General features: G+C 73.6%; 20 protein-coding genes and 1 pseudogene. 11 read left to right on the forward strand and 10 right to left on the reverse strand.

Going from position 1 to position 22,853, the window contains the following annotated elements:
• Nucleotides 1-72 precede the first annotated feature (72 nt).
• Entirely contained in the window at nucleotides 73-837 is a 765-nt protein-coding gene (locus OG956_RS26555; protein ID WP_330340511.1) for a hypothetical protein, read from the forward strand.
• Here the strand turns inward: OG956_RS26555 and OG956_RS26560 are convergent.
• The 3 genes from OG956_RS26560 to cobT all read right to left on the reverse strand — a co-directional run bounded on the left by OG956_RS26560 (nucleotide 777) and on the right by cobT (nucleotide 4,513).
• Nucleotides 777-1,544 carry a hypothetical protein gene (locus OG956_RS26560; RefSeq protein ID WP_330340512.1) on the reverse strand — a complete coding sequence of 256 codons (768 nt, stop codon included), beginning with the start codon at nucleotides 1,542-1,544 and terminating at the stop codon, nucleotides 777-779. The genes OG956_RS26555 and OG956_RS26560 overlap by 61 nt on opposite strands.
• A gap of 24 nt (nucleotides 1,545-1,568) precedes the next feature.
• Nucleotides 1,569-3,365: a phosphatidylglycerol lysyltransferase domain-containing protein gene (locus tag OG956_RS26565; protein WP_330340513.1), complete on the reverse strand. Its 1,797-nt coding sequence runs from the start codon at nucleotides 3,363-3,365 to the stop codon at nucleotides 1,569-1,571.
• An 83-nt stretch (nucleotides 3,366-3,448) separates the two neighbouring features.
• On the reverse strand, nucleotides 3,449-4,513 hold the full coding sequence (gene cobT, locus OG956_RS26570; RefSeq protein ID WP_330340514.1) for a nicotinate-nucleotide--dimethylbenzimidazole phosphoribosyltransferase: 1,065 nt from the start codon (nucleotides 4,511-4,513) through the stop codon (nucleotides 3,449-3,451).
• 133 nt (nucleotides 4,514-4,646) lie between these two features.
• On the opposite strand from cobT, the gene OG956_RS26575 reads away from it, so the two are divergent.
• Nucleotides 4,647-5,630, forward strand: a complete 984-nt coding sequence (locus OG956_RS26575; RefSeq protein WP_330340515.1) for a methyltransferase domain-containing protein — start codon at nucleotides 4,647-4,649, stop codon at nucleotides 5,628-5,630.
• A gap of 75 nt (nucleotides 5,631-5,705) precedes the next feature.
• Here OG956_RS26575 and OG956_RS26580 read toward each other — a convergent pair whose 3' ends face one another.
• Complete coding sequence (locus OG956_RS26580) at nucleotides 5,706-6,908, reverse strand: bifunctional adenosylcobinamide kinase/adenosylcobinamide-phosphate guanylyltransferase (RefSeq protein WP_330340516.1); 1,203 nt, start codon at nucleotides 6,906-6,908, stop codon at nucleotides 5,706-5,708.
• Nucleotides 6,909-7,055: 147 nt separating this feature from the next.
• Between OG956_RS26580 and OG956_RS26585 the strand changes: the two genes are divergently transcribed.
• Nucleotides 7,056-7,268, forward strand: a complete 213-nt coding sequence (locus OG956_RS26585) for a hypothetical protein (protein ID WP_055709718.1) — start codon at nucleotides 7,056-7,058, stop codon at nucleotides 7,266-7,268.
• A gap of 70 nt (nucleotides 7,269-7,338) precedes the next feature.
• Here OG956_RS26585 and OG956_RS26590 read toward each other — a convergent pair whose 3' ends face one another.
• The 3 genes from OG956_RS26590 to OG956_RS26600 all read right to left on the reverse strand — a co-directional run bounded on the left by OG956_RS26590 (nucleotide 7,339) and on the right by OG956_RS26600 (nucleotide 9,856).
• Nucleotides 7,339-8,388, reverse strand: coding sequence for a S1C family serine protease (locus OG956_RS26590; RefSeq protein WP_330340517.1), 1,050 nt, complete (start codon nucleotides 8,386-8,388; stop codon nucleotides 7,339-7,341).
• 56 nt (nucleotides 8,389-8,444) lie between these two features.
• The gene (locus tag OG956_RS26595) at nucleotides 8,445-9,146 is read right to left on the reverse strand and encodes a class I SAM-dependent methyltransferase (RefSeq protein WP_330342955.1); all 702 of its coding nucleotides are present in this window, start codon (nucleotides 9,144-9,146) and stop codon (nucleotides 8,445-8,447) included.
• Nucleotides 9,147-9,229: 83 nt separating this feature from the next.
• Entirely contained in the window at nucleotides 9,230-9,856 is a 627-nt protein-coding gene (locus OG956_RS26600; protein ID WP_330340518.1) for a DUF3043 domain-containing protein, read from the reverse strand.
• 258 nt (nucleotides 9,857-10,114) lie between these two features.
• Here OG956_RS26600 and OG956_RS26605 point away from each other — a divergent pair, with 258 nt between their 5' ends.
• The 7 genes and pseudogenes from OG956_RS26605 to OG956_RS26635 all read left to right on the forward strand — a co-directional run bounded on the left by OG956_RS26605 (nucleotide 10,115) and on the right by OG956_RS26635 (nucleotide 18,821).
• Nucleotides 10,115-10,906 (forward strand): PspA/IM30 family protein, encoded by a 792-nt coding sequence (locus OG956_RS26605; protein WP_330340519.1) that lies wholly within the window; start codon nucleotides 10,115-10,117, stop codon nucleotides 10,904-10,906.
• 33 nt (nucleotides 10,907-10,939) lie between these two features.
• Nucleotides 10,940-11,218 (forward strand): PspA-associated protein PspAA, encoded by a 279-nt coding sequence (gene pspAA / locus OG956_RS26610; protein ID WP_330340520.1) that lies wholly within the window; start codon nucleotides 10,940-10,942, stop codon nucleotides 11,216-11,218.
• A 61-nt stretch (nucleotides 11,219-11,279) separates the two neighbouring features.
• Nucleotides 11,280-12,497, forward strand: coding sequence for a sensor histidine kinase (locus tag OG956_RS26615; protein ID WP_330340521.1), 1,218 nt, complete (start codon nucleotides 11,280-11,282; stop codon nucleotides 12,495-12,497).
• A gap of 87 nt (nucleotides 12,498-12,584) precedes the next feature.
• Complete coding sequence (locus tag OG956_RS26620) at nucleotides 12,585-13,265, forward strand: response regulator transcription factor (protein ID WP_330340522.1); 681 nt, start codon at nucleotides 12,585-12,587, stop codon at nucleotides 13,263-13,265.
• Nucleotides 13,266-13,534: 269 nt separating this feature from the next.
• Nucleotides 13,535-15,358 (forward strand): annotated as a pseudogene (locus OG956_RS26625) (efflux RND transporter permease subunit).
• Nucleotides 15,359-15,561: 203 nt separating this feature from the next.
• A complete protein-coding gene (locus OG956_RS26630; protein WP_330340523.1) occupies nucleotides 15,562-15,873 on the forward strand; it encodes a trypco2 family protein in 312 nt (103 codons plus the stop codon).
• 50 nt (nucleotides 15,874-15,923) lie between these two features.
• A complete protein-coding gene (locus tag OG956_RS26635) occupies nucleotides 15,924-18,821 on the forward strand; it encodes a hypothetical protein (protein ID WP_330340524.1) in 2,898 nt (965 codons plus the stop codon).
• 192 nt (nucleotides 18,822-19,013) lie between these two features.
• On the opposite strand, the gene nadA is transcribed toward OG956_RS26635, so the two are convergent.
• A complete protein-coding gene (gene nadA / locus OG956_RS26640) occupies nucleotides 19,014-20,207 on the reverse strand; it encodes a quinolinate synthase NadA (protein ID WP_330340525.1) in 1,194 nt (397 codons plus the stop codon).
• A gap of 255 nt (nucleotides 20,208-20,462) precedes the next feature.
• Here nadA and OG956_RS26645 point away from each other — a divergent pair, with 255 nt between their 5' ends.
• Complete coding sequence (locus tag OG956_RS26645; protein WP_028422454.1) at nucleotides 20,463-20,819, forward strand: iron-sulfur cluster assembly accessory protein; 357 nt, start codon at nucleotides 20,463-20,465, stop codon at nucleotides 20,817-20,819.
• A gap of 84 nt (nucleotides 20,820-20,903) precedes the next feature.
• Here OG956_RS26645 and OG956_RS26650 read toward each other — a convergent pair whose 3' ends face one another.
• Together OG956_RS26650 and OG956_RS26655 are read right to left on the reverse strand one after the other, a co-directional pair.
• Nucleotides 20,904-22,448: a hypothetical protein gene (locus OG956_RS26650; RefSeq protein ID WP_330340526.1), complete on the reverse strand. Its 1,545-nt coding sequence runs from the start codon at nucleotides 22,446-22,448 to the stop codon at nucleotides 20,904-20,906.
• Between the two features lie 102 nt (nucleotides 22,449-22,550).
• Nucleotides 22,551-22,760: a hypothetical protein gene (locus tag OG956_RS26655; protein WP_330340527.1), complete on the reverse strand. Its 210-nt coding sequence runs from the start codon at nucleotides 22,758-22,760 to the stop codon at nucleotides 22,551-22,553.
• Nucleotides 22,761-22,853: the final 93 nt, after the last annotated feature.

Genomic DNA, 22,853 nt, shown 5'->3' on the forward strand with positions numbered 1-22,853 from the left:
CCCGGCGGTCGCCGGGCCGCCGTGGGGCCCCGGGCGGGAGCCGTCCGCCGCCCTCGGGGATAAAGTGCGCATATGGGGCACTGGTGGGAACGGAACATCCTCGAACCGGGCAAGCTTCCCCTGCTGCTCGCCCTCAGCGCCTTCCTGTTCACCTTCGTGGTCACCCGGGTGATCACCCGGCTGATCCGGGCCGGCAAAGGGCCGTTCGGGAACGTCAAGGCGGGCGGGCTGCACATCCACCACGCGGTGCCCGGTGTCGTCCTCACCGTCGTCGGCGGGTTCGGCGCGGTCGCCAGCGACCGGCGCGGCCCGGGCGGCGCCATCGCGGCCGTGGTCTTCGGGATCGGCGTCGGTCTCGTCCTGGACGAGTTCGCGCTGATCCTGCACCTGGACGACGTCTACTGGAGCGAGGAGGGCCGCAAGAGCGTCGAGGTCGTCGTGCTCGCCGCCGCGCTCGTCGGGCTGCTGCTCGCCGGGTTCTCCCCGTTCGGCGTCAACGACCTGTCCCCGGAGGAGCTGAAGGACCGCGGCGGCGCCCTGACCACCATCGCCATGAACTTCCTCTTCGCGCTGGTCGCCCTGAGCAAGGGCAAGGCCCGCATCGCGGTGTTCGGGGCGATCGTGCCGCTGGTCGCGCTGATCGGCGCCGTACGGCTGGCCCGACCCGGCTCCCCCTGGGCCCGCCGCTTCTACGGCCGCCGGCCCCGCGCCCGCGCCAAGGCCGAGCTGCGCGCCCACCGTCACGACCGCCGCTGGGCCCGGCCGCGCCGCGCCGTTCAGGACTGGATCGGCGGCAAACCCGACCCGCGCCCGGCCCGGCTGCCCGGCCGCCACTGAGCGAACCACCGCGGCGGGCGGCCGTACGCGCCCGGCGCCCCGAGCCGCAGCCCCGGCGCGCAGCGGTGCCGCACCGCCACCGTGAGGCAGATCAGCCCCACGGCCATCAGCGCGGCCAGATGCTCCTTGCCCGCCAGGTTCTCCTTGACCAGCACCTCGGCGACCATCGCCAGCGTCACCGCGCCCGAGGTGAGGTACGCGCCGTAGCGCCAGCTCACGTACACCGCGAGCCCCACCACGGCCGCCGACGGGCCGGTGTCCACGACCTGCGCGTCCGTCCAGGGCAGCCCGAACGGGGCGTGCGCGCCGAGCGCGATGCCGGTGCGCGCGTACAGGGTCCCGGCGAGCGTGGCGGCGTACGCGATGACCAGGGTCCGCCACCAGCCGATGCACATCTCGGCGATGCCGAACACCAGCAGGATCTGCGCCAGCGCGCCCCACACCGGCAGATCCAGCGCCGGCACGAAGAGGGACAGCGGGGTGCGCAGCAGGGCCTGCCACAGGGGGTCCTGGGCGCGTACGGCACCCATGTCCTGCACGAACTGGTAGCCCCACGGCCGGTTCTGCACGTACTGCAGCAGGGCCGTCAGACCGACCGCGCCGAGCGTCATCGGCGCCGCCCGCAGGCCCCGCCCGCGCAGGGCTCCGCGCACCGCGCCGCACAGCGGCCCCCACTCCCCGCGCGCCCAGCGGGCCGGCGGCCTCATCTCACGTTCCTCATCGGGCGATCCTCACCGGTGGGTCTCCAGGTGCCTGCGGTGCAGCCACTTCGGCAGTCCCGGCGCCTCCAGGAAGCCTTCGGCACGCGCGGACGCGACGCCGATGCGCAGCAGGTCCGCGCTCTTCTCGAAGAGCAGGAACCGCGGCTCCCAGATGGGCCGGTACTTGGCGTTGGCGCGGTACAGCGACTCGATCTGCCACCAGCGGGAGAAGAAGCTGAGCAGCGACCGCCACAGCCTCAGCACCGGACCGGCGCCGATCCGCGCTCCGCGTTCGAAGACCGACCTGAACATCGCGAAGTTGAGCGACACCTGCGTGATCCCGATCTCGCCGGCCCGCCGCAGCAGCTCGATGACCATGAACTCCATCAGCCCGTTGTCGGAGTCCCGGTCGCGGCGCATCAGGTCCAGGGACAGCCCGTGCGGCCCCCACGGCACGAAGGACAGCAGCGCCCGCAGCCCGCCCTCGGCGTCCGTGCACTCCAGCATCACGCACTGCCCGTCCTCGGGGTCCCCGAGCCGGCCGAGCGCCATGCTGAACCCGCGCTCGGTCGCGCCGTCCCGCCAGTCGTCCGCACGCTCGACGAGATGCGCCATCTCCTCGGCCGGGATGTCCTCGTGCCGCCGGATCCGCACCGCGTACCCGGCCCGCTTCACCCGGTTGTACGCCTGCCGCACCGTGCGCATCGCCCGGCCCTCCAGCGTGAAGTCGGCGACCTCCACGATCGCCTCGTCGCCGAGTTCGAGGGCGTCGAGGCCGTGCCGGGCGTAGACCGTCCCGGCCTCCTCGCTCGCCCCCATCACCGCCGGGATCCAGCCGTGCGCCCGCGCCTCGGCCAGCCAGGGCACGATCGCGCCCGGCCACGCCTCCGGATCCCCGAGCGGATCCCCGGAGGCCAGGCTCACCCCGCCGACCACCCGGTAGGCGACGGCCGCCTTGCCGGTGGGCGACCACACCACGCTCTTCTCCCGGCGCAGCGCGAAGTAGCCCAGCGAGTCGCGGTCGCCGTGCCGCTCCAGCAGGGCCCGCAACCGCTTCTCGTCGTCCTCGGTGAGCGGGTCGACGGCGCGCCGGGAGCGGAACGCGGCGTAGAACACGGCGAGGACGAGGGCGGTGCTGAGCACGTTGACGGCGACGTTCGCCCAGTTCGGCGGGGAGATGCCGGGGAAGCGCGACTCGTCGGCGGCCACCGACACCAGGCGCAGGGTGCCGTAGTGCCAGCGCTCCAGGAACGTCGAACGGGCCGCGTCCGGCGCCTGGTTGGTGACCGACACCAGCAGTCCGGCCAGCAGGCTCGCGGCCAGTCCGCCGCCCACGGCGACCGTCGCCGCGAGCCGGGGATTGGCGCGGTCGCCCTTGGCGTAGAACTCCCGCCGGCCCACGAGCAGCGCGCCGACGAACACGGCCGTCAGCCCCAGTGAGATCCAGTTCTGCGGGTACCGCCGGATCTCGGGGAACGCCATGGCGAACGCGAACAGGGCGAGGAAGGCGCCGCTGAGCACCAGGTTCAGGATCCACGCGGCCCGCTTGCGGCGGCGCATGGTGATCGCCAGGAACGCGGTGAACACGCCCGAGGCGAAACCGGCCGTCAGCAGGTACGGCGTGAAGAAGTCGTCCTGGTTGTGCCGGCGCACGTCCTGGCCGAGCGAGACCCACGCCGCGCTGAGGAAGTTGATGAAGGCGACGGTCCGCAGATACCAGACGGCGACGGCGGCGGCCCGCCGGGAGGCCCCGCCGGCCCGCCGCCCCTGCTCACCCGGGCGCCCCGACTCGGCTTGCTGCGGAACGGCAATTCGGGCATCTCCCATGCTGAAGGATCATATGGGGGCCGCCCCGGCGAACCGTACATCGGACATGTGCGTGTGCTGTGCGCACGCTTCCACGCGACCGGCTACTCGTTCTCCTCCTTCGGCTCCCTCTCCGGAAGCTCCGCGGCCAGCGCCGCCGCGGCCCGCACCAGCGGCAGCGCGAGCAGCGCGCCCGTGCCCTCGCCGACCCTCACGCCCTGCTTCAGCAGCGGCTCAAGGGCCATCCGGTCCAGCGCCTTGGCCTGCCCCGGCTCCCCGCTGTCGTGCCCGGCCAGCCACCAGTCCGGCGCCCGGAACGCGACCCGCTGCGCGACCAGCGCGCACGCCGCCGTCACCACCCCGTCGAGCACCACCGGCAGCTTCCGCACCGCGCACTGCAGCAGGAACCCGGTCATCGCCGCGAGATCCGCCCCGCCGACGGTCGCCAGCAACTGCAACTGGTCGCCGAGCACCGGCCGCGCCCGCCTCAGCGCGTCCCGGATCGCCGCGCACTTGCGCATCCACGCCAGGTCGTCGATCGGAAGCCCGCCCCGCCCGGTCACCACCGACGCGTCCGTCCCGCACAGCGCGGCGATCAGCACCGCCGCCGCCGTGGTGCCGCCGACGCTGATGTCGCCGAGCACCACCAGGTCCGTGCCCGAGTCGGCCTCCTCGTCGGCGACGGCGACGCCCGCGCGCACCGCCGCCTCGGCCTCCTCCAGGGTGAGCGCGTCCTCGATGTCGATACGGCCGCTGCCGCGCCGCACGCGGTGCCGTACGACGTCCTCGGGGAAGGCGTCCGGCGCGCAGTCCACGGCCATGTCCACGATCCGCACCGGCACGTCCTGCCGCCGCGCGAGCACGGACACCGGGCTCCCGCCCTCCAGCGCGGCCCGCACCAGCTGCTGCGCACTGCCCGCCGGGCGCGCCGAGACGCCCAGCCCGGCGATGCCGTGGTCACCGGCGAAGAGGACCGCCTTCGGCCGCTCCACGGTCCGTACCGGCACGGCACTCTGTGCGGCGGCCAGCCACTCGCCCAGCTCGTCGAGGCGGCCCAACGCTCCCGGCGGCACGATCTGGCGCTCCCGCCGGGCCTCGGCGTCACGGCGCACGCCCCCGTCCGGGCGCTCGATCAGATCGGTGAAGTCGTCCAGATTAAGCCTGCTCATTCGCCGAACAGTACCGCCAGAGGCCGAACGCTTCCGCGCCACAGGGTCACCACACCCGTGCGGCGTCGTTGCACCCAGGATCGGTATCCCATACGTTCCGGTTTGCTGCGGAATGTCGCTCAGGGAGCCGCCCATGCCGACCTCGCCCCACACGCCGACGCCCCTCCCTCGGTCCTGCGACCCGTTCCTCGAACCGCGCCGCGAGGACTGCCCCTGGTGCGGCTCCGGGTGCCTGCGCACCCGGGTGCGCGCGAGGGACCCGCTGCGGCACCGGCCGGGCCGGTTCGTCCTCGATGAGTGCCGTGACTGCGCCCACGTCTTCCAGAACCCCCGGCTCACGGCGGAAGGGTTCGCCTTCTTCCACCGTGACCTGTACGAACGGCAGCTGGAGGGGTTCACCGCCCGCGTGCTGTCCGCCCGCGCGGTGCGCCGGCGGCACCGGGCCACCGCCCGGCGGCTGTCGGCGCTGGCCGAGGCGGAGAGCTGGCTGGACGTGGGCACGGGCCACGCCCGCTTCCCCGAGGCGGCGAAGGAGGTCTTCCCGTACACGAGCTTCGACGGCCTGGACCCGACCGCCCGGGTGCAGCAGGCCCAGCTGGAGGAGCGGGTCGAGGAGGCCCACCGCGGGTACCTCGCCACGCCCGGCATGACCGCCCGGCTGCGCGGCCGCTACGACGTCGTCAGCATGTTCCGCCATCTCGAGCACACGCCCGACCCGCGCGCCGAACTCCGCGCCGCGCTCACGGCCCTGCGCCCCGGCGGCCACCTCGTCGTCGAAGTCGCCGACCCGCGCTGCGCGTTCGCCGCGCTGCTCGGCAGGTTCTGGCTCCCGTACGGCCAGCCCCGCCACCTCCACCTGGTGCCTTCGGCGAATCTGCGCGTGGAGCTGGAGAACCTCGGCTGCACGGTTCTGGTGGTCGACCGCAGGGCCCCCCACACGCCCTGCGACCTGTCAGGCGCGGTCTCCTTGGCGGCCGCCCAGGTCCCGCTGCCGAGAGCCGCCATGGCACCCGTGCGGGCACTGGCCTCGGTCCTGGACCACGCCCTGGCGCCCTTGTTCCGCCGCACACCGTTCTCCAACGCGTACCGGATCGTGGCCCGCAAGGACCGTGGCTGACTCCGGGTTCGCGTGGCGGGTCGCGTCGGCACGCGTCGGCAGGCGCCCGCCGCGGCACCAGCACCGGGCGCCCTCTCAACCCCGGAGCACCAACGCCTGACCGGCGACGACCAGCAGCACCTGCTCGCACTCCGCCGCGAACGCCGCGTTCAACCGTCCGAGTTCATCCCGGTACCGCCGCCCGGACGCGGTCGCCGGCACGATGCCCGACCCCACCTCGTTGGACACGGCCACCACGGTCCGCCGGGTGCGGCGCACCGCCTCCGTCAGCTCCCGCACCCGCTCCCGCAGGGACTTCTCACCCCCGCCCGCCCACTCCGCGTCGTCCCACGCCCCGACGGAGTCCATGGCGTACGTCAGCCACAGCGACAGGCAGTCGATCAGCAGCGGCGGCCCCTCCTCGCGCAGCAGCGGCACCAGGTCCGTCGTCTCCGCCGTACGCCACGACCCCGGCCGCCGCTCCCGGTGCAGCGCCACCCGCTCGGCCCACTCGGCGTCCCCGCCGCGCGTGCCGCCGGTCGCCACGTACAGCACGTCCGGGAAGGCCTCCAGGCGCCGCTCGGCCTCCACCGACTTGCCCGAGCGGGCCCCGCCCAGCACGAGCGTCCGGCGCGGCACGTCCGGCACCTCCTCGTACGCGCCGACCGTCAGCGTCGTGCCGTCCGGCACGGCCCGCGCCCCCGCCGCCGCCAGCCGGCGGCCCAGCTCGGCACCAGGCGGCACGTCGTGGTCGAGGTGGACGGCGAGCACGTCCGTCGCCGGGCCGGCCGAGCCCACCGCCCGCAGCCGGGCCAGCGCGTCCGGGCGGCCCACGACGTCCGCGAGGACCATGTCGTACGGCTCCGCCGTCGCCTGCTCCAGACCGGCCGGGGCGCCGCCCGGCGGCAGATACAGCAGCCGCTGCCCGTCCGGCCCCGTCACCGCGTAGCCGGTGCCGCCCGCGTCCATCGCAAGGGCCCGCACCCGATGGCCCGTCAGCAGCGCCAACTCCCGCCCGTCCGGCACCCGGCCGGGCTGCGGCAGCCCGGCCGGCACCTCCACCGCGGGGCCGTCGTGCGGATGCGACAGCAGCACCTGCCGCACCCCGCCCAGCGAACGCCCGGCCCGCGCCGCCGCGAACGCCGCACCCGGCGTCAGGTCCAGCAGCAGCGCCCCGTCCACCAGCACGGCGGTGGCGGCCCGGGCCTCCCGGCCGAGTGCGGTCGCGCACGCGGCACACGGGCAGTCGGGACGGGGCAGTCCGGCGGGCGCGCCTGTACCGAGCAGAGTCACTTCCACGCCCCGATTCTCACCCGCGCCCGCGGGTACCGCTCACTCCAGCACCCCGGCATCGCCCCCCTCACCCGCGGATGATCCACCACCTCTCACGGCCGGCCCCGCCGAGCGCATACGCTGCGGGCAGGTGTTGGATCGAAGGAGGCCCACATGACGGCATGGACGTGGCGGTTCGAGAAGGCCGACGGGACGGAGGTCCAGCCCGCCGTGCAGCCCGAGGAGTTCACCACGCAGGGGGACGCCGAGTCCTGGATCGGCGAGCACTGGAAGGCGCTCCTCGAGGGCGGCGCCGACCAGGTGCGGCTGTTCGAGGAGAACACCGAGATCTACGGGCCGATGAGCCTGCACGCCGACGCCGCCTAGCCGGTGCGAGGGGTGCGGCCCCGGCGGCTCCCGCCGTCGTACCGGGGCGCCGCCACCGCCGTACCCCTCGTCACTGCTCGCCCAGTGTCACCGTGGCCTTCTTCTCGTGGCCGTCCCGCTGGTAGGTGACCGTGGTCTTCCGGCCCGGTCCGTCCCCGGCCAGCGCCACCGCCAGGGACGTGAGGTCGGAGACGGACCGGCCGCCCAGCCCGGTGATGATGTCGCCGGTGCGCAGGCCCGCCTTGTCCGCCGCGCCATCGGGTTTCACGCTGACGACGGCCACCCCGGCCGGCTGGTAGTTGTCGTTCACGACGGTCCGCGCGGTGATGCCGAGCGCGGCCCGCCCCGAGTTGGTCACCCGGCCCTTGTCGACGATCTGCCCGGCGATCGTCTTCACCGTCGACGCCGGGATGGCGAACCCGATGCCGGGCGCCGCGCTGTTCCCCAGGGCGGGGTCGGCGGCGCCGAGCGTCGGGATGCCGATGACGTGCCCGGCCAGATCGACCAGCGCGCCGCCGCTGTTGCCGGGGTTGATGGGGGCCGAGGTCTGCACCATGTTCGCCAGGGTGGCGCCCGTGCCCCCGCCGGCCTCGCTGACGGTCCGCCCGGTCGCCGAGACGATGCCCTGGGTCACGCTGGACGACAGCCCGAGCGGCGAGCCCATGGCCAGCACGATCTGGCCGACCTCCACCTTCTCGGAGTCGCCGAACGCCGCCGCCTTCAGCCCGGCCGGCACCTTGTCCAGCTTGATCACGGCCAGGTCCTGCGCGGGGTAGGAGTACACCAGCCGCGCGGTGAGCGGCTGCTCGCTGCTGGCCGTGGTCACCTTGAACGTCTTCTGCGACGCGACCACGTGCGCGTTGGTGACGATGTGGCCCTTGCCGTCGTACACCACCCCGGAGCCCAGCTCGCGGCTCGACTGGATCTGCACCACCGACGGCAGGGCCTTTTCGATGACCTTCTGGTACTGGCTCTGCAGATCACTCGCGGCCTTCGGCGCGTCCGCAACCGCGGGCGCGGAGGCGTTCTGGCGGGAACCGGTGGTGCAGCCGGCCGCCAGGCAGCACACCAGCGCGGCGACGGCCGCCCTCCGCAGGGCACGGTCAGGGGAAGCGTCCATACCCCGAGTCTCGGTGGGCGCCGGTCATCCGGCCCGCGGTGCTGGCCCGAACGGGCTCAGCCCCGCACGCCGCACAGGTGCAGCAGCGCCGCCACCCCGCGATACGGGTCCGTGCGCCCGGCCCGCTCCTCGACCGCCAGCAGCGTCTCCAGGTCGTCCGGGATCCCCGCGTCGTCCGCCGCCGTGTCCGTGAACACCCGGACGCCGTACCAGGCGTGCAGCGGGGCGGCGATCCCGGCGAGCGTGGCGGTGAGCGAGGCCAGCCTGTCGGCCCGTACGTCCAGGCCCAGGCGGTTGCGATAGCTGGTGGTGTCGAAGGCGGCGAGGGCGCCCGCCCAGTCGCCGGCGAGGCCCGGCCGCATGGCGAGCGCGTCGCCGTTGCGGACCAGCAGCGAGAGCAGCCCGCCGGGCGCCAGCATCCGCGCCAGGCCCGCCACCAGCGGGTCGGGCTCCTCGACGTACATCAGCACGCCGTGGCACAGCACCACGTCGAAGCTGCCCGGCAGGAAGTGCACCCCGGTGTCCCGCCCGTCACCCTGCACCAGCCGGACCCGCTCCCGGATGCCCTCCGGCTCGGCGGCCAGCGCCTCGCGGGCGGCGGCGATCATCGTCGCGTCCTGCTCGACGCCGGTCACCTGGTGGCCGAGCCGGGCCAGCCGCAGCGCCTGCGTGCCCTGGCCCATCCCGACGTCGAGCACCCGCAGCCGCCGCCCGACCGGGAACCGCCCGGCTATCTGCTCGTCCAGCTGCCGCGACACCAGCTCCTGGCGTACGACGTCACGCAGCCTGCCCAACTTGTCCAGCCAGGCCTCGGCCGCACCCCCGGTGAAAGCGTCTGCGCTCAGGGCCGCTCTCCGCGCTTGACCTGCGGCTTCGGCAGCCGGAGCCGGCGCATCTGCAGCGACCGCATCAGCGCGTAGGGCACCGCGCCGCGCGTGTTCTCGTCCGGGAAGCGCTCCTTGAGGCGCCTCTTCAGCCGGAAGCCGCTGACCGCCGAGTCCAGCACGATCAGCACGATCACCACGAGCCACAGCAGCAGCGCGATCGACTGGATCTGCGGCACCCGCACCACGCTCAGCACCAGGATGACCACGGCGAGCGGCAGGAAGAACTCCGCCACGTTGAACCGCGAGTCCACCCAGGTGCGGGCGAACTTGCGGACCGGGCCCTTGTCCCGGGCCGGCAGATACCGCTCGTCACCGGTGGCCAGCGCCTGGCGCTGCCGCTCCAGTGCCCGGCGCCGCTCCTCGCGCTGGCGCTTGGCGGCCTCCTTGCGGTCGGTCGGCGTGTGGGCCACGCTGCGCCGCTGGGACTGGGCCTCACTGCGCTTGGGCGTGGGCCTGCCCTTCGGGGCCTGCGGGTCACGGGGCTGCTTGGAGAGGGTCACCGGCGCCTTGTCGGCGGGGGCCTTCTCTTCCTTGGCACGGCTACGGAACACAAAACCCAAGGGTAAGGGCTTCACCGGCATGGACCCCAGCCCGACGGGGAACGATCCGGCAACACCGGACGTCTGTAGGGGGACAGAGGGGACGTTACGGCACGGGGTCGCGGGGGATACGGCAGGGCATCACCTACTCCTCACGCCGGAGCGGTGCGGTCCGCAGTCGTCCTTGGGGATGAGCGCATCGGTCCCCGAACAGTGCGGTAATGGAGTCAGGGCCCGTACTGTGGGTCCTGTCGCAGGATCTGTGAGCTGGAGTCCGTCAGAAGGGGGCGCGCGAAGCCCATGAGCGGTGTCATGAAGCGTATGGGGATGATCTTCCGCGCGAAGGCGAACAAGGCCCTTGACCGGGCCGAGGACCCGCGCGAGACCCTCGATTACTCGTACCAGAAGCAGCTGGAGCTGCTGCAGAAGGTCCGCCGCGGCGTCGCCGACGTGGCCACCAGCCGCAAGCGTCTGGAGCTCCAGCTCAACCAGCTGCAGCAGCAGTCCACCAAGCTGGAGGACCAGGGCCGCAAGGCGCTCGCGCTCGGCCGCGAGGACCTGGCCCGCGAGGCGCTGTCCCGCAAGGCCGCGCTCCAGCAGCAGGTCACCGACCTCCAGACGCAGCACGCCACCCTCCAGGGCGAGGAGGAGAAGCTCACCCTGGCGGCCCAGCGCCTGCAGGCCAAGGTCGACGCCTTCCGTACGAAGAAGGAGACCATCAAGGCCACCTACACCGCCGCCCAGGCCCAGACCCGCATCGGCGAGGCCTTCTCCGGCATCTCCGAGGAGATGGGCGACGTCGGCCTGGCCATCCAGCGCGCCGAGGACAAGACGCAGCAGCTGCAGGCCCGCGCCGGCGCCATCGACGAGCTGCTCGCCTCCGGCGCCCTGGACGACCCCTCCGGCATGGCCAAGGACGACATCGCCGCCGAGCTGGACCGGATCTCCGGTGGTAGTGATGTGGAGCTGGAGCTGCAGCGCATGAAGGCCGAGCTGGCCGGAGGCTCCCCGCAGCAGGCCATCGAGGGCGGTACCGGCCAGGGGCAGACCCAGCAGCAGCCGCAGGACACCCCGCGCTTCGACAAGCAGTAGCCCGGCGCCGGGACCCGAGCCGAGGAGGCGGACGTGATCGTACGGATCATGGGGGAGGGCCAGGTGCAGCTGGACGACTCCCACGTCGCCGAGCTGAACAAGCTGGACGACGAGCTGCTGGCGGAGATGGAGCGCGGCGACGAGGCGGCGTTCCGCCGCACCCTGGGCGCGCTCCTGGACGCCGTACGCCGTCTCGGCACGCCCCTTCCCGACGACGCGCTCGAGCCCTCGGAACTGATCCTTCCGTCTCCGGACGCGTCGCTGGCGGAGGTCCGGGCGATGCTCGGCGACGAGGGGCTGATCCCGGGGTAGCGCCGTCCGGGTACTCCTCGGCGGCACCGGCACCCGGACGGCGGGCCGTACTGTTCCCTCCGTGAGCACTCTCGACCGCGCCCGCTGCAGTGTGAAGGCGCACCCCCTCGCGCTGGACGCGTCCATCGCCGCGGGCGTGCTGGTGTGCATGGTCGCGGGCTCCCTCGTCGTGCCCCGCGGAGCGAACGGTGTCACCTGGGGCCTGCGCACCCCCGACCTGCTCAGCCTCCTGCTGATGGTGCTGGCCGCGGCCGCGCTCGTCTTCCGCCGCCGCGCCCCCAAGACCGTGCTCGCCGTCACCGGTGTCCTCTCCGTGATCGAGTCCGTCACCGGCGACCCCCGCGCCCCGGTCGCGATGTCCGCCGTGGTCGCCCTCTACACGGTCGCCGCCACCACCGACCGCACCACCACCTGGCGGGTCGGCCTGCTCACCATGACCGTGCTGACGGCCGCCGCCATGCTGGCCGGCCCGCTGCCCTGGTACGCGCAGGAGAACCTCGGCGTCCTGGCCTGGACCGGCATCGGGGCCACCCTCGGGGACGCCGTCCGCAGCCGCCGTGCGGTCGTCCGGGCGATCCAGGAGCGGGCCGAGCGCGCCGAGCGCACCCGTGAGGAGGAGGCCCGCCGCCGGGTCGCCGAGGAGCGGCTGCGCATCGCCCGCGATCTGCACGACGTCGTCGCTCATCACATCGCCCTGGTGAACGTGCAGGCCGGGGTCGCCGCGCACGTCATGGACAAGCGGCCGGACCAGGCCAAGGAGGCCCTGGCGCACGTCCGCGAGGCCGGGCGCGCCGCGCTGGAGGAGCTGCGCGCCACCGTGGGTCTGCTGCGCCAGTCCGGCGACCCCGAGGCCCCGACCGAGCCCGCGCCCGGGCTCAGCCGGCTCCAGGAGCTGGCCGACACCTTCCGCAACGCGGGCCTGCCGGTGGAGGTGGCCCGCGCCGACCAGGGCGCCGAACTGCCCGCCGCCGTCGACCTGGCCGCCTACCGGATCGTCCAGGAGGCCCTGACCAATGTGCAGAAGCACGCCGGAACCGGGGCCAGGGCCGAGGTCAGCGTCGTACGGGTGGGGACGGACATCGAGGTGACCGTCCTGGACGACGGGGCGGGCGCGGCCGGGGCGCCCGGGGGCGGCGGCGGGCACGGACTGATCGGCATGCGCGAGCGGGTCACCGCCCTCGGCGGCACCCTGACCACCGGGCCCCGCTACGGCGGCGGCTTCCGCGTCCATGCGATCCTGCCCCTCAAGACCCGCACCGAGACGCGTGAACACCGCTGAGCCCGCAAGGACGAGAACGGGCAAGACCGTGAAGACCCGCGCCGGGACCCGTACCGGGCTCGTGCGACGGCCCCCGGGGGAGACCGCATGACGATCCGTGTCCTGCTCGCCGACGACCAGGCCCTGCTGCGCAGCGCGTTCCGGGTGCTGGTCGACTCCGAGCCCGACATGGAGGTGGTGGGGGAGGCCTCCGACGGGGCCGAAGCGGTCCTGCTGGCCAAGGAGCAGGCCGCTGACGTCGTCCTCATGGACATCCGGATGCCGGGCACGGACGGGCTGGCCGCCACCCGCCTGATCAGCTCTGATCCCTCCCTGGCGCAGGTCCGCGTGGTCATCCTGACGACGTTCGAGGTCGACGACTACGTCGTCCAGGCGCTGCGCGCGGGCGCCTCCGGCTTCCTCGGCAAGGGCAGCGAGCCGGAGGAGCTGCTGAACGCCATCCGGGTCGCGGCCGGCGGCGAGGCCCTGCTGTCGCCCGCCGCCACCAAGGGGCTGATCGCCCGGTTCCTCGCCCAGGGCGACGGCGACGACGGCCGCGACCCCGCCCGCTCCGAGCGGCTCGGCGCCCTCACCGGGCGGGAGCGCGAGGTGCTGGTCCAGGTCGCCGGCGGCCACTCCAACGACGAGATCGCCGAACGCCTCCAGGTCAGCCCGCTGACGGTGAAGACGCACGTCAACCGGGCCATGGCCAAGCTGGGCGCGCGTGACCGGGCGCAGCTCGTGGTGATCGCGTACGAGTCGGGGCTGGTGCGGCCGCGGACGGAGTGATCTCCACCCTGGCGTACTGGGCAAGGGCGTCACCTCCACCGCCGGCGAGGGCAACGCCGTCATCATGGCGTCCTTCGACCACGGCAACGACACCAAGCGGATCGTCTCCGACGTTCAGCAGGCCGTGAACCGGGCCCGCAACCAGCTCCCGGACGGCGTCGACCCGCAGGTGGTCTCCGGCTCCACCGACGACATGCCGACCGTGGTCCTCGCCGCCACCTCCGACCAAGGACCAGCAGGCCCTCGCCGACCAGCTGGACGCCGTAGTCGTGCCGGCGCTGAAGGACATCGACGGCGTCGGCCGCGTCCAGGTCACCGGCGTCCGCGGCCTGCAGGTCACGGTCACCCGGGACGACGCGAAGCCGGCGCGGGCCGGCCTCACCTCCGCCGCGCTCGGCCAGGCGCTCCAGGCGGGCGGCGCGACGGTCCCGGCCGGCTCCTTCGACGAGGACGGCGTGAGCCGCACCGTGCAGGTCGGCGGCGGCTTCATCTCGCTGCGGCAGATCCAGGACCTCATGGTCACCGGCCAGAACGGCGGCAAGCCCGTACGCCTCGGCGACGTGGCCGCGGTCCAGGAGCAGCCGGCCCCGGCCGACTCCGTCACCCGCACCGACGGCCGGCCCAGCCTCGCCGTCACCGTGACCATGGACCACGACGGCAGCGCGGTCACCATCTCGAACGCGGTCAAGGACAAGCTGCCCGGCCTGCGCGCCCAGCTCGGCTCCGGCGCGAAGCTCACCGTCGTCAGCGACCAGGGCCCGGCCGTCTCCAGGTCCATCAAGGGCCTGACCACGGAGGGCGCCCTCGGCCTGCTCTTCGCGGTCCTCGTCATCCTGGTCTTCCTCGCGTCGGTCCGCTCGACGCTGGTCACGGCGGTGTCCATCCCGCTGTCCGTCGTCCTCGCCCTGATCGTGCTGTGGACCGGCGGCCTGCTCCTGAACATGCTCACGCTCGGCGCGCTGACCATCGCCATCGGCCGGGCCGTCGACGACTCGATCGCGTGAAGGCCGCCGACCCGCAGGCTCTGCGCACGGCGGCCGAGCAGGTGCGCTCCGCGGTCGCCGGCCTGGACCACGTCACCGACGTCACCAGCGACCTCGCGACCAGCGTGCCGCGGATCTCGGTGAAGGCCAACGCCAAGGCCGCGGCGGCCGGTTTCGACGACCAGAAGCTCGGCGCGGCGGTCGCCCAGGCGGTGCGAGGGACGACGGCGGCGAAGGCGGTCCTCGACGACACCGAGCGGGACGTCGTCGTGAAGTCGGCCAAGCCCGCGACCACGCCGGCCCAGCTCAAGGCGTTGCGCCTCGGCCCCGTCAGGCTCGGCGACATCGCCACGGTGGAGCTGGTGGACGGCCCGGTGTCGCTGACCCGGATCGACGGCCGGCGCGCCGCCGCCATCACGGCCAGGCCGGCCGGTGCCAACACGGGCGCCGTCAGCACCGAACTGCAGTCGAAGATCAAGGCGCTGAAGCTCCCGGCGGGCGCGAAGGCGGAGATCGGCGGGGTGACCTCGGACCAGAACGACGCGTTCAAGAAACTGGCCTGGCCATGCTGGCGGCGTCGCGATCGTCTTCATGCTGCCGGTGGCCACGTTCCGCTCCCTCGCGCAGCCCCTGATCCTCCTGGTCTCCGTCCCGTTCGCGGCGACGGGCGCGATCGGCCTGCTGGTCGCGACCGGCACCCCGATGGGCGTCCCGGCGGTGATCGGCATGCTGATGCTGATCGGCATCGTGGTGACCAACGCGATCGTCCTGATCGACCTGGTCAACCAGTACCGCGGGCAGGGATACGGCGTGGTCGAGGCCGTGATCGAGGGCGGCCGCCACCGCCTGCGCCCGATCCTGATGACGGCCCTGGCGACGATCTTCGCGCTCCTCCCGACGGCCCTCGGAGTCACCGGCGAGGGCGGCTTCATCGCCCAGCCCCTCGCGGTCGTCGTCATCGGCGGCCTGATCACCTCGACCCTGCTGACACTCCTGCTGGTGCCGACGCTCTACGCGATGCTGGAACTCCGCAAGGAGCGGCGCGCTCAGAAGCGGACCGCCAGGCAGAACCCGGAGACCCGGCGCACGCCGGAACCGGCGGGCGTCTGACGCGCACGCCGCTCTCCCGAAGCCCCCGCAGTCGCACGCGACGGCTGCGGGGGCTTCGGCCTGTCGGCCCGGAGTGGCTGCTGAGGCGTTCCGCGGGGCCGGGTTGATCCGGTACGGTCGGGCACGGCGGTCCGGGTCGGGCTCGGCAGGTGCCAACTTCCTTACCGCCCAGGCATGTTCGGTCGCGACCGGGGGGTTACGACGTGGCGCAGGAACCGTGGGCCGAGTTGGAGGAGACCATCAGCGCCGTCCGCTCCGCGCTGCAGGGTGCGCTGGAGGAGGGCCGCGGTGAATCCGTGCGGTTCACCACCGGTCCGGTGGAGCTGGAGTTCAGCGTGGAGGTCAGGAAGGAAGGCGGGGCCAAGGCCAAGGTGTTCGTGCTGCCCTGGACGGTGGAGGCGAACGGATCGGTCGGGCTCGCGCAAACCCATCGCATCAAGCTCACCCTGCAACCCGTGGACGGTCACGGTGACGACCTGCGCATCGCCGGCGATTCCGACCGGCGTCCGCTGTGACCACCACGGCGGACGCGCGGCGGCTCAGCGGGTGACGGACGAGGCGGCGCATGGACGAGGCGAGGGTCGTCGAGATCTGGAATCCGGCCGGGCGGCACACCGGCAGCGGCTACGTCCTCGGTGACGACCTGGTACTGACCTCCTGCCATGTCCTGGAGGGCACACAGGCCGGCGGCCGGGTCGAGGTGCGGCAGCTGGACCGGCTGGGGCGCACCGAGTGGCTGCCCGCCGACGTGGTGTGGCTGCCGCGGCAGGCCGACGCGGAGCTGCCCGCCGAGGCGGACGGGGCACTGGTGCGGATCACCGCCCCGCAGTGGCGGCCACCGCCCGGCCCGCCGGTACGGTACGGGCGCGTCACCGGCCGGGACCGCGTGCCGTGCCTCGGCCTTGGTTTTCCCGACGCGGCCAAACGCTCGCGGTACGAACGGGACACGATGCCCGTGCGGGGCCATGTGGACCCCCTGCACGCCATGAAGTCCGGGCTGCTCACGGTGCATGTCGACACCGGCATTGTGCCGGGGCGGGCGGGATGGCACGGCGGCTCGGGAACGGCCGTGCTGTGCGGGCCCCATCTGGTGGCCGTCCTGCGGGCGGAGAAGGCCCTGGCCCTCGGAGTGCTGGACGCCGTTCCCGTCACCGCCTTGTCCGAACTGCCCGGTTTCCGGCAGACCCTGGAGACGTACGGCGTCCACCTGGTCATCGAGGACATCGGTGGCCCGGCAGCCGACCCGCCGACCGGTCCGGAACTCCTGCCGGTCAGCATGCCGCCGCCGCGCCTGCGGCACCGGATGCCGGAGGCGTCGCTGTCCGCGCTGGGCGGCGGCGTCGTGACCCTCCTGCTGTCCCTGCGGCTCGGTCCGAGGTCCGCGGGCCTCGCCTGGGTCATAGGCTCGTTCTTCGCGGGCATCGTGGCGATGTGGTCGATCCTGCGTCTGCGCTCCCCGCACCGCCCCGGAGACGGTAGGGAGGCCGCCCGCGACCAGCTGTCCGAGGCGGTGCTGGGGGAGGTGACGCGTCGGCGCCGGCAACTGCTGGGCGGCGACAAGAAGGCCATCAACGTGACCTTCACCACCGTGCCGCAGGGCGGCAGGGACGCGGAACGCGCCTGGCCGCGCGGGGACTTCGCGCGCATCGCCGACTTCCTGGACGAACTCGTACCCAAGCGGCTCGTCATCACCGGCGGGCCGGGCGCCGGCAAGACGCTCCTCGCCTACGAACTGGTCCACCGGCTGCTCAGCCGCCGGCGCTACCAGGGTCCGGTCCCGGTGCCCATGGGCCTGGCCGAGTGGGACACCGCCGCCGTGCCGTTCACTGACTGGTTCACCGCTCGCGTGGCCCGTGAGTACCTGAGCGGCTCGGTCCTGACGGCGCGCCACCTGCTGGCGACCGGCAGGATCATGCCGGTCCTGGACGGCCTGGACGAACTGGACCCGCCGGACGGCGCCCGGTCCAGGGCCGTCACCGCCCTGGCCCAGCTCAACGCCTTCGAGGGGCCGCTGGTCCTGACCTGCCGCGCCACCGAGTACACGGCACTCAGCCGCGCCGGTGACCGCCTGCTGGACTGCGCCACGGTCCGGATCGAGGACGTGGGCGCTGCGGACGGCCGGCGGTATCTGATCGAGCGGGCCCTGGACCAGGCCCGGCTGCGCGCGATGGAGCAGACCCTGTTCGCCCCCGGAACGGCCACCGCCGCCGCGCTGACGTCGCCGTGGACGCTGACGCTGGCGTCGCTGGTGTCCCGTTCGGAGTCGGGCGCCGCACGGATCGGGTCGTTCGCGGGCGTCCCCGACTCCCCGGCAGCCCGGCAGGAGGTGCGGGCCGCACTCCTGGAGGCGTTGATCCCCACCGTGTGCGGCGCGGACCCGGCGGAGCGGAGCCCGCGCTACGCGGCGCGGGACGTGACCCGGTGGCTGCGGCTCCTCGCCGCGAGCCTGCGCGGGGGCAACGCGGCGCCGGCCGACGGGGGCGGCTTCACGTCATCCCGGGACTTCGAAGTCCACACCCTGTGGCCGGTCGCGGGGCCGCGCGCGGCGCGCTACACCGCGGTGGCGATCACCCTCGTCTGCTGGCTCCCCGCCCTCGTCCTGCTGGCCCTGTGTTTCCACCGCAATGGTGCGCTTCCGCTGTCCGGGGCGGTGCTGCTGGCTCTGCTCACCCCGGCCCCGCTGGTCTCCGCCTGGGAGGCACGGGGGCGTCATGTGCAGCCCCGCCGGATGCTGTTCCAGCGGCTGCGCGGCCGGCTCGGCTGGAGCCGGGTGGGCCTGGGCACCGTGCTCGGCGGGGTACTGATGCTGCCCCTGGCGCCCTTGTTCGGCCAGGGGTTCGCGCTGGCCGCCGGCGGCGCGTTCGCGTTCGTCTTCGGCTTCGGCCTGGCCCTGTCGGTACGGGTCGACGTCGACCGGGGCCGGCTGGTCGCCGCCGCCGTGCCGACCGCTCTGGCCGTGATGCTGATCGCGGGGTTCGCGGCCGGCCGGCTCGGCGACTTCGTCGGGCTCACCGCCGGCTTCGGTGCCGGCGCGATCGGCCTGGTGGTGGGGGTGCGGGCGGGGCTGCGAGGGGCCCGGCGCAGAGGCGGCGGAGACCCCGACCCGAATCCGGCGGGCGTGCCCACCCCGCTGTCCCCCCTGCGCAACGACGCGCTGGCCGGGCTGGTCTCGGGCGCCGTCATGGCGGGGGTGGCGTTCTACGCGCTGCTCTTCGTCGACTGGCTGAGGGTTCCCTGGCCGTTCGCCGCCGTGACGGCCGCGGCCTGCGGTCTGGCCGCCGGTCCCGGGTTCGTGGCGATCACCACCCGCCAGTATCTCGGCGTGATCGCCGCGACCAGGGGCCGGCTGCCATGGCGCCTGGCCGGCTTCCTGCGCTGGTGCCACGACCGCGGTCTGCTGAGGTCGGCTGGAACGGCGTACCAGCTCCGCCACGACGACCTGCTCGAATGGCTGCAGCGCTAGGTGTCGACCTCGTCTGCGCAAGTCCGCCCCGACCACGCCGGCACCCGGCCGGGGCGGTCGTGTCGGGGGCAGGAACACCTGGGAGAACCCGGGCAGTGCGACGGAGAGCGACCGCGCGAGCGATCGGGGGCACGAAAGGGGCGCCCCCCGGATCCCGGGAAGCGCCCCTTGCCGACGTACAGACGAAGATCCTTACGGCAGTGCCAGCATCCGCTCCAGGGCGAGCTTGGCGAACGCCTCGGTCTCCTTGTCGACCTCGATGCGGTTGACCAGGTTGCCCTCGGCGAGGGACTCCAGGGCCCAGACCAGGTGGGGCAGGTCGATGCGGTTCATGGTCGAGCAGAAGCAGACCGTCCTGTCGAGGAAGACGATCTCCTTGCCCTCGGACGCGAAACGGTTCGCCAGCCGGCGGACCAGGTTCAGCTCGGTGCCGATGGCCCACTTGGAGCCGGCCGGGGCCGCCTCGAGGGTCTTGATGATGTACTCGGTGGAGCCGACGTAGTCCGCCGCGGCCACGACCTCGTGCTTGCACTCGGGGTGCACCAGGACGTTCACGCCGGGGATGCGCTCGCGCACGTCGTTGACCGAGTCCAGGTTGAAGCGGCCGTGGACGGAGCAGTGCCCGCGCCACAGGATCATCTTCGCGGCGCGCAGTTCGTCCGCCGTCAGGCCGCCGTTGGGCCTGTGCGGGTTGTAGACCACGCAGTCGTCCAGGGACATGCCCATGTCCCGGACGGCGGTGTTGCGGCCGAGGTGCTGGTCGGGCAGGAAGAGCACCTTCTCGCCCTGCTGGAAGGCCCACTCCAGGGCCCGCTTGGCGTTCGACGAGGTGCAGATCGTGCCACCGTGCTTGCCGGTGAACGCCTTGATGTCGGCGGAGGAGTTCATGTACGAGACGGGGACGACCTGCTCGGCGATCCCGGCCTCCGTCAGCACGTCCCAGCACTCCGCGACCTGCTCGGCCGTCGCCATGTCGGCCATCGAGCAGCCGGCGGCGAGGTCGGGCAGGACGACCTTCTGGTCGTCGGAGGTGAGGATGTCCGCCGACTCGGCCATGAAGTGCACACCGCAGAAGACGATGTACTCGGCCTCCGGGCGCGCGGCCGCGTCCCGGGCCAGCTTGAAGGAGTCGCCCGTGACGTCGGCGAACTGGATGACCTCGTCGCGCTGGTAGTGGTGGCCGAGCACGAAGACCTTGTCGCCGAGCTTCTCCTTGGCCGCGCGGGCGCGCGCCACCAGGTCGGGGTCGGACGGCGACGGAAGGTCACCGGGGCACTCGACGCCCCGCTCGCTCTTCGGGTCGGCCTCCCGGCCGAGCAGCAGCAGGGCGAGCGGAGTCGGCTGCACGTCGAGCTCCGGGGTCTGGGCGGTGGTCACGACACGCACCCTTTCTACTTTTCGTCTAACTGACGCTATCTATCATAACCGGTTCACGTCAGTTTGACGATGTCCATAGCGTCGATGTGACGTGAATCCCGCCCGCGTCCCCCTTCGGGCCGCTGTCGGCGTTCCCGGGCGTGTGCGAGCATGAAGAGGGAACCACCAACGCGACAACGTGACTGCCCGGCCCGGAATGAATCCGCGGAAGCGCCGGTTGCACTCGTCGGCAAGCAGTCTCCGTACAACCCGGGAGAGATGTAGATGTCCGTATCGGACGAGACCACCACCGTCACCGACGGCATCATCCTGACCGACGCCGCCGCGGCCAAGGTCAAGGCCCTGCTCGACCAGGAAGGCCGCGACGACCTCGCGCTGCGCGTCGCCGTCCAGCCCGGCGGCTGCTCCGGCCTGCGCTACCAGCTCTTCTTCGACGAGCGCTCGCTCGACGGTGACGTGGAGAAGGACTTCGGCGGGGTCAAGGTCGTCACGGACCGGATGAGCGCTCCGTACCTGGGCGGCGCCACCATCGACTTCGTGGACACCATCGAGAAGCAGGGCTTCACGATCGACAACCCGAACGCGACCGGCTCCTGCGCCTGCGGCGACTCCTTCAGCTGAGCCGAGCGCCCGCACGGCCCGACGGCCCGCCAAGGCGGCGGCCCCCTGCACGGGGGGCCGCCGCCTTCGTCGTACCGCGGTGTCCTACCGGCCTGCGGCGGGACGTGCCGCGCTCTCCTGCCGGGTCCGCGGCGAGGCGTCCGGCCGCAACGCCCCCGGCTTGGCCCGCGGGATCCGGCTGCCGTCCGCGCCGACCACGGTCCGTCCGCCCAGCGGCGCGGCCAGCCGTACGGTCTTCACGTACTCCTTGGCGATCAGCACGCACACCTTGTCCGGCCAGGGATGCTCCGTCACGCTCACGGTCACCCGCGCGTCGCTCTCCCGCGCCGCCACCGTGTAGTCGGCGCACACACCGCCGTAGAAGCTCACGGTCAGTTCGCGGTCGTCGGCCAGATAGCCGGTCACCTTCACGGTCCGGGGCGTCCCGGACGCGGTGGGCGCCGAGGGCGTGGCCGCGGGCGCCAGGTACCGGGGGTCGACCGCCGGGTACGACACCGTGGACGCCCCCTGCCCGTCCGGCCCCCGTACCCGGAACAGCCACGACGGCACCAGCGTCTGCCGCCCGGAGACCGAGTGCGCGGCCAGCCCGAACACCGCCTTCTCCACGGTGACCTGGTCCTCTCCCGCATCCGCCCCCCGCTTCGGCGCACCCGTGGACGCGGGGCACGGCCACTCCAGCCGGTCCTTCGGCGGCACCGGGCCGGCGCACCCGCCGATGCCCATCCGGTGGTCGCCCCTCGGCGCGGCGTTCATCAGCTTCAGCGTCTTCGCGGCGCTCAGCACGGGATACGCGGCGCCCTTCGCCGGCGCCCCCAGCAGGCCGTGCCCGCCGACCAGCTCGCCCTGCCGGTCCACGGTCAGGCCGGTGGTCCAGCCGTACGTCGGCAGCCCGCCGACCACCGGATCGGCGTCGACCACCCGCTGGGCGCCCATCACCTGGCTCGCGTCGATCTTCGCGTCGTCCAGCCCGGCCGCCTTCAGCACCGGCGCGGCGGCCCGGATCGCCTTCGCCGCACTCACGGGGGCGCCGGCGGGGCCCATCGGGTCGTGCGTGCACAGGGCGCCCTTCCTGCAGTCGTCGGTGCCCGGCGCGTACCGGCTGAAGGTCCAGCTGCCCGGCGCGTCCCGGTGCACCGTCAGGCTCGGCCCGGTGCCGTCCTTGCCGCCGACCCGCCAGATCCGCCCCTCGGCCACCGGGGCGCCGTCGACACCCAGTGCCTCGGCCAGCCGGGCCACCGCGGCCCGGCCGACCTCGCCCTTCGGCGCGTACACCGGCGCGGAACCGGGACCGGCCGGCAACCGCCCCTGGGCGACGTACACGGCGCCGTACGGGTCCGGCTCGCCCGGCGCGACACCGCCGCCGAAGCCGTCCAGCGCGAGCGGCGGGGGAGTGGCGCCGGAGCCGGCCGTGCCCGGTCCGCCCGTACGACCGCCGCTGTCGCCGCTCGCCGCGAGGTAGGCGCCACCGCCGCCGGCCAGCAGCACGGCGGCGGCCACGGCGACCACGACGAGCCGCGACCGCCGCCGGTGCGCCCGCCCGCCCGGGCCGGAGTCCTCGGGGTGTCCGGAGCCCCCGGCGCGTCCGGAGCCGTCGGGGTGCTCGCGGTTCTCGGGTCGCTCGGTGTTCACCGCATCGCTCCTCGCTGGTCGTATCCCGCCTCCCCCGCGTGGGGGACGGCGATGGGACGCGGGAGGGGAGCGTGCGGTTCCCTGCGGAACGCGCCCCGCGCCTCAGTCGCCGTACTCGGACATGGCGTCCAGCAGCCGAGCGGAACGCGCCGGCACGCTCACCCCGTGGATCAGGGACGGCGGCACCGGCCGGGACTCGGGGTGCTCGGGAACCGCCCAGTGCGGAGCCATCCGGGCGCAGTCACCGCGCAGCGTGGCGAGACCGCCCTCGAGGTCGGCCGGGGCGGGGGAGTGGACCTTGAGGTTCGTCATGACGGCACCGTAGGCCTGCTCCGGGGTGCGAAGAAATACCTACTATCGGGTAGTTTCGTCGGCTGCGGCGCGGGCGGCCAACCGGGTAGCGTT

Origin of the sequence: Streptomyces sp. NBC_00557 (genome assembly GCF_036345995.1) — a bacterium.
Taxonomy (GTDB): Bacteria; Actinomycetota; Actinomycetes; order Streptomycetales; family Streptomycetaceae; genus Streptomyces.

Bases quoted from the DNA above. Each gene is read 5' to 3' on its own strand.
- OG956_RS26645 (WP_028422454.1), top strand. From the start codon at position 20,463: ATGTCCGTATCGGACGAGACCACCACCGTCACCGACGGCATCATCCTG.
- OG956_RS26560 (WP_330340512.1), bottom strand. From the start codon at position 1,544: ATGAGGCCGCCGGCCCGCTGGGCGCGCGGGGAGTGGGGGCCGCTGTGC.
- OG956_RS26655 (WP_330340527.1), bottom strand. From the start codon at position 22,760: ATGACGAACCTCAAGGTCCACTCCCCCGCCCCGGCCGACCTCGAGGGC.
- OG956_RS26555 (WP_330340511.1), top strand. From the start codon at position 73: ATGGGGCACTGGTGGGAACGGAACATCCTCGAACCGGGCAAGCTTCCC.
- OG956_RS26635 (WP_330340524.1), top strand. From the start codon at position 15,924: ATGGACGAGGCGAGGGTCGTCGAGATCTGGAATCCGGCCGGGCGGCAC.
- OG956_RS26565 (WP_330340513.1), bottom strand. From the start codon at position 3,365: ATGGGAGATGCCCGAATTGCCGTTCCGCAGCAAGCCGAGTCGGGGCGC.
- OG956_RS26600 (WP_330340518.1), bottom strand. From the start codon at position 9,856: ATGCCGGTGAAGCCCTTACCCTTGGGTTTTGTGTTCCGTAGCCGTGCC.
- OG956_RS26585 (WP_055709718.1), top strand. From the start codon at position 7,056: ATGACGGCATGGACGTGGCGGTTCGAGAAGGCCGACGGGACGGAGGTC.
- OG956_RS26620 (WP_330340522.1), top strand. From the start codon at position 12,585: ATGACGATCCGTGTCCTGCTCGCCGACGACCAGGCCCTGCTGCGCAGC.
- OG956_RS26575 (WP_330340515.1), top strand. From the start codon at position 4,647: ATGCCGACCTCGCCCCACACGCCGACGCCCCTCCCTCGGTCCTGCGAC.
- OG956_RS26590 (WP_330340517.1), bottom strand. From the start codon at position 8,388: ATGGACGCTTCCCCTGACCGTGCCCTGCGGAGGGCGGCCGTCGCCGCG.
- cobT (WP_330340514.1), bottom strand. From the start codon at position 4,513: ATGAGCAGGCTTAATCTGGACGACTTCACCGATCTGATCGAGCGCCCG.
- OG956_RS26605 (WP_330340519.1), top strand. From the start codon at position 10,115: ATGAGCGGTGTCATGAAGCGTATGGGGATGATCTTCCGCGCGAAGGCG.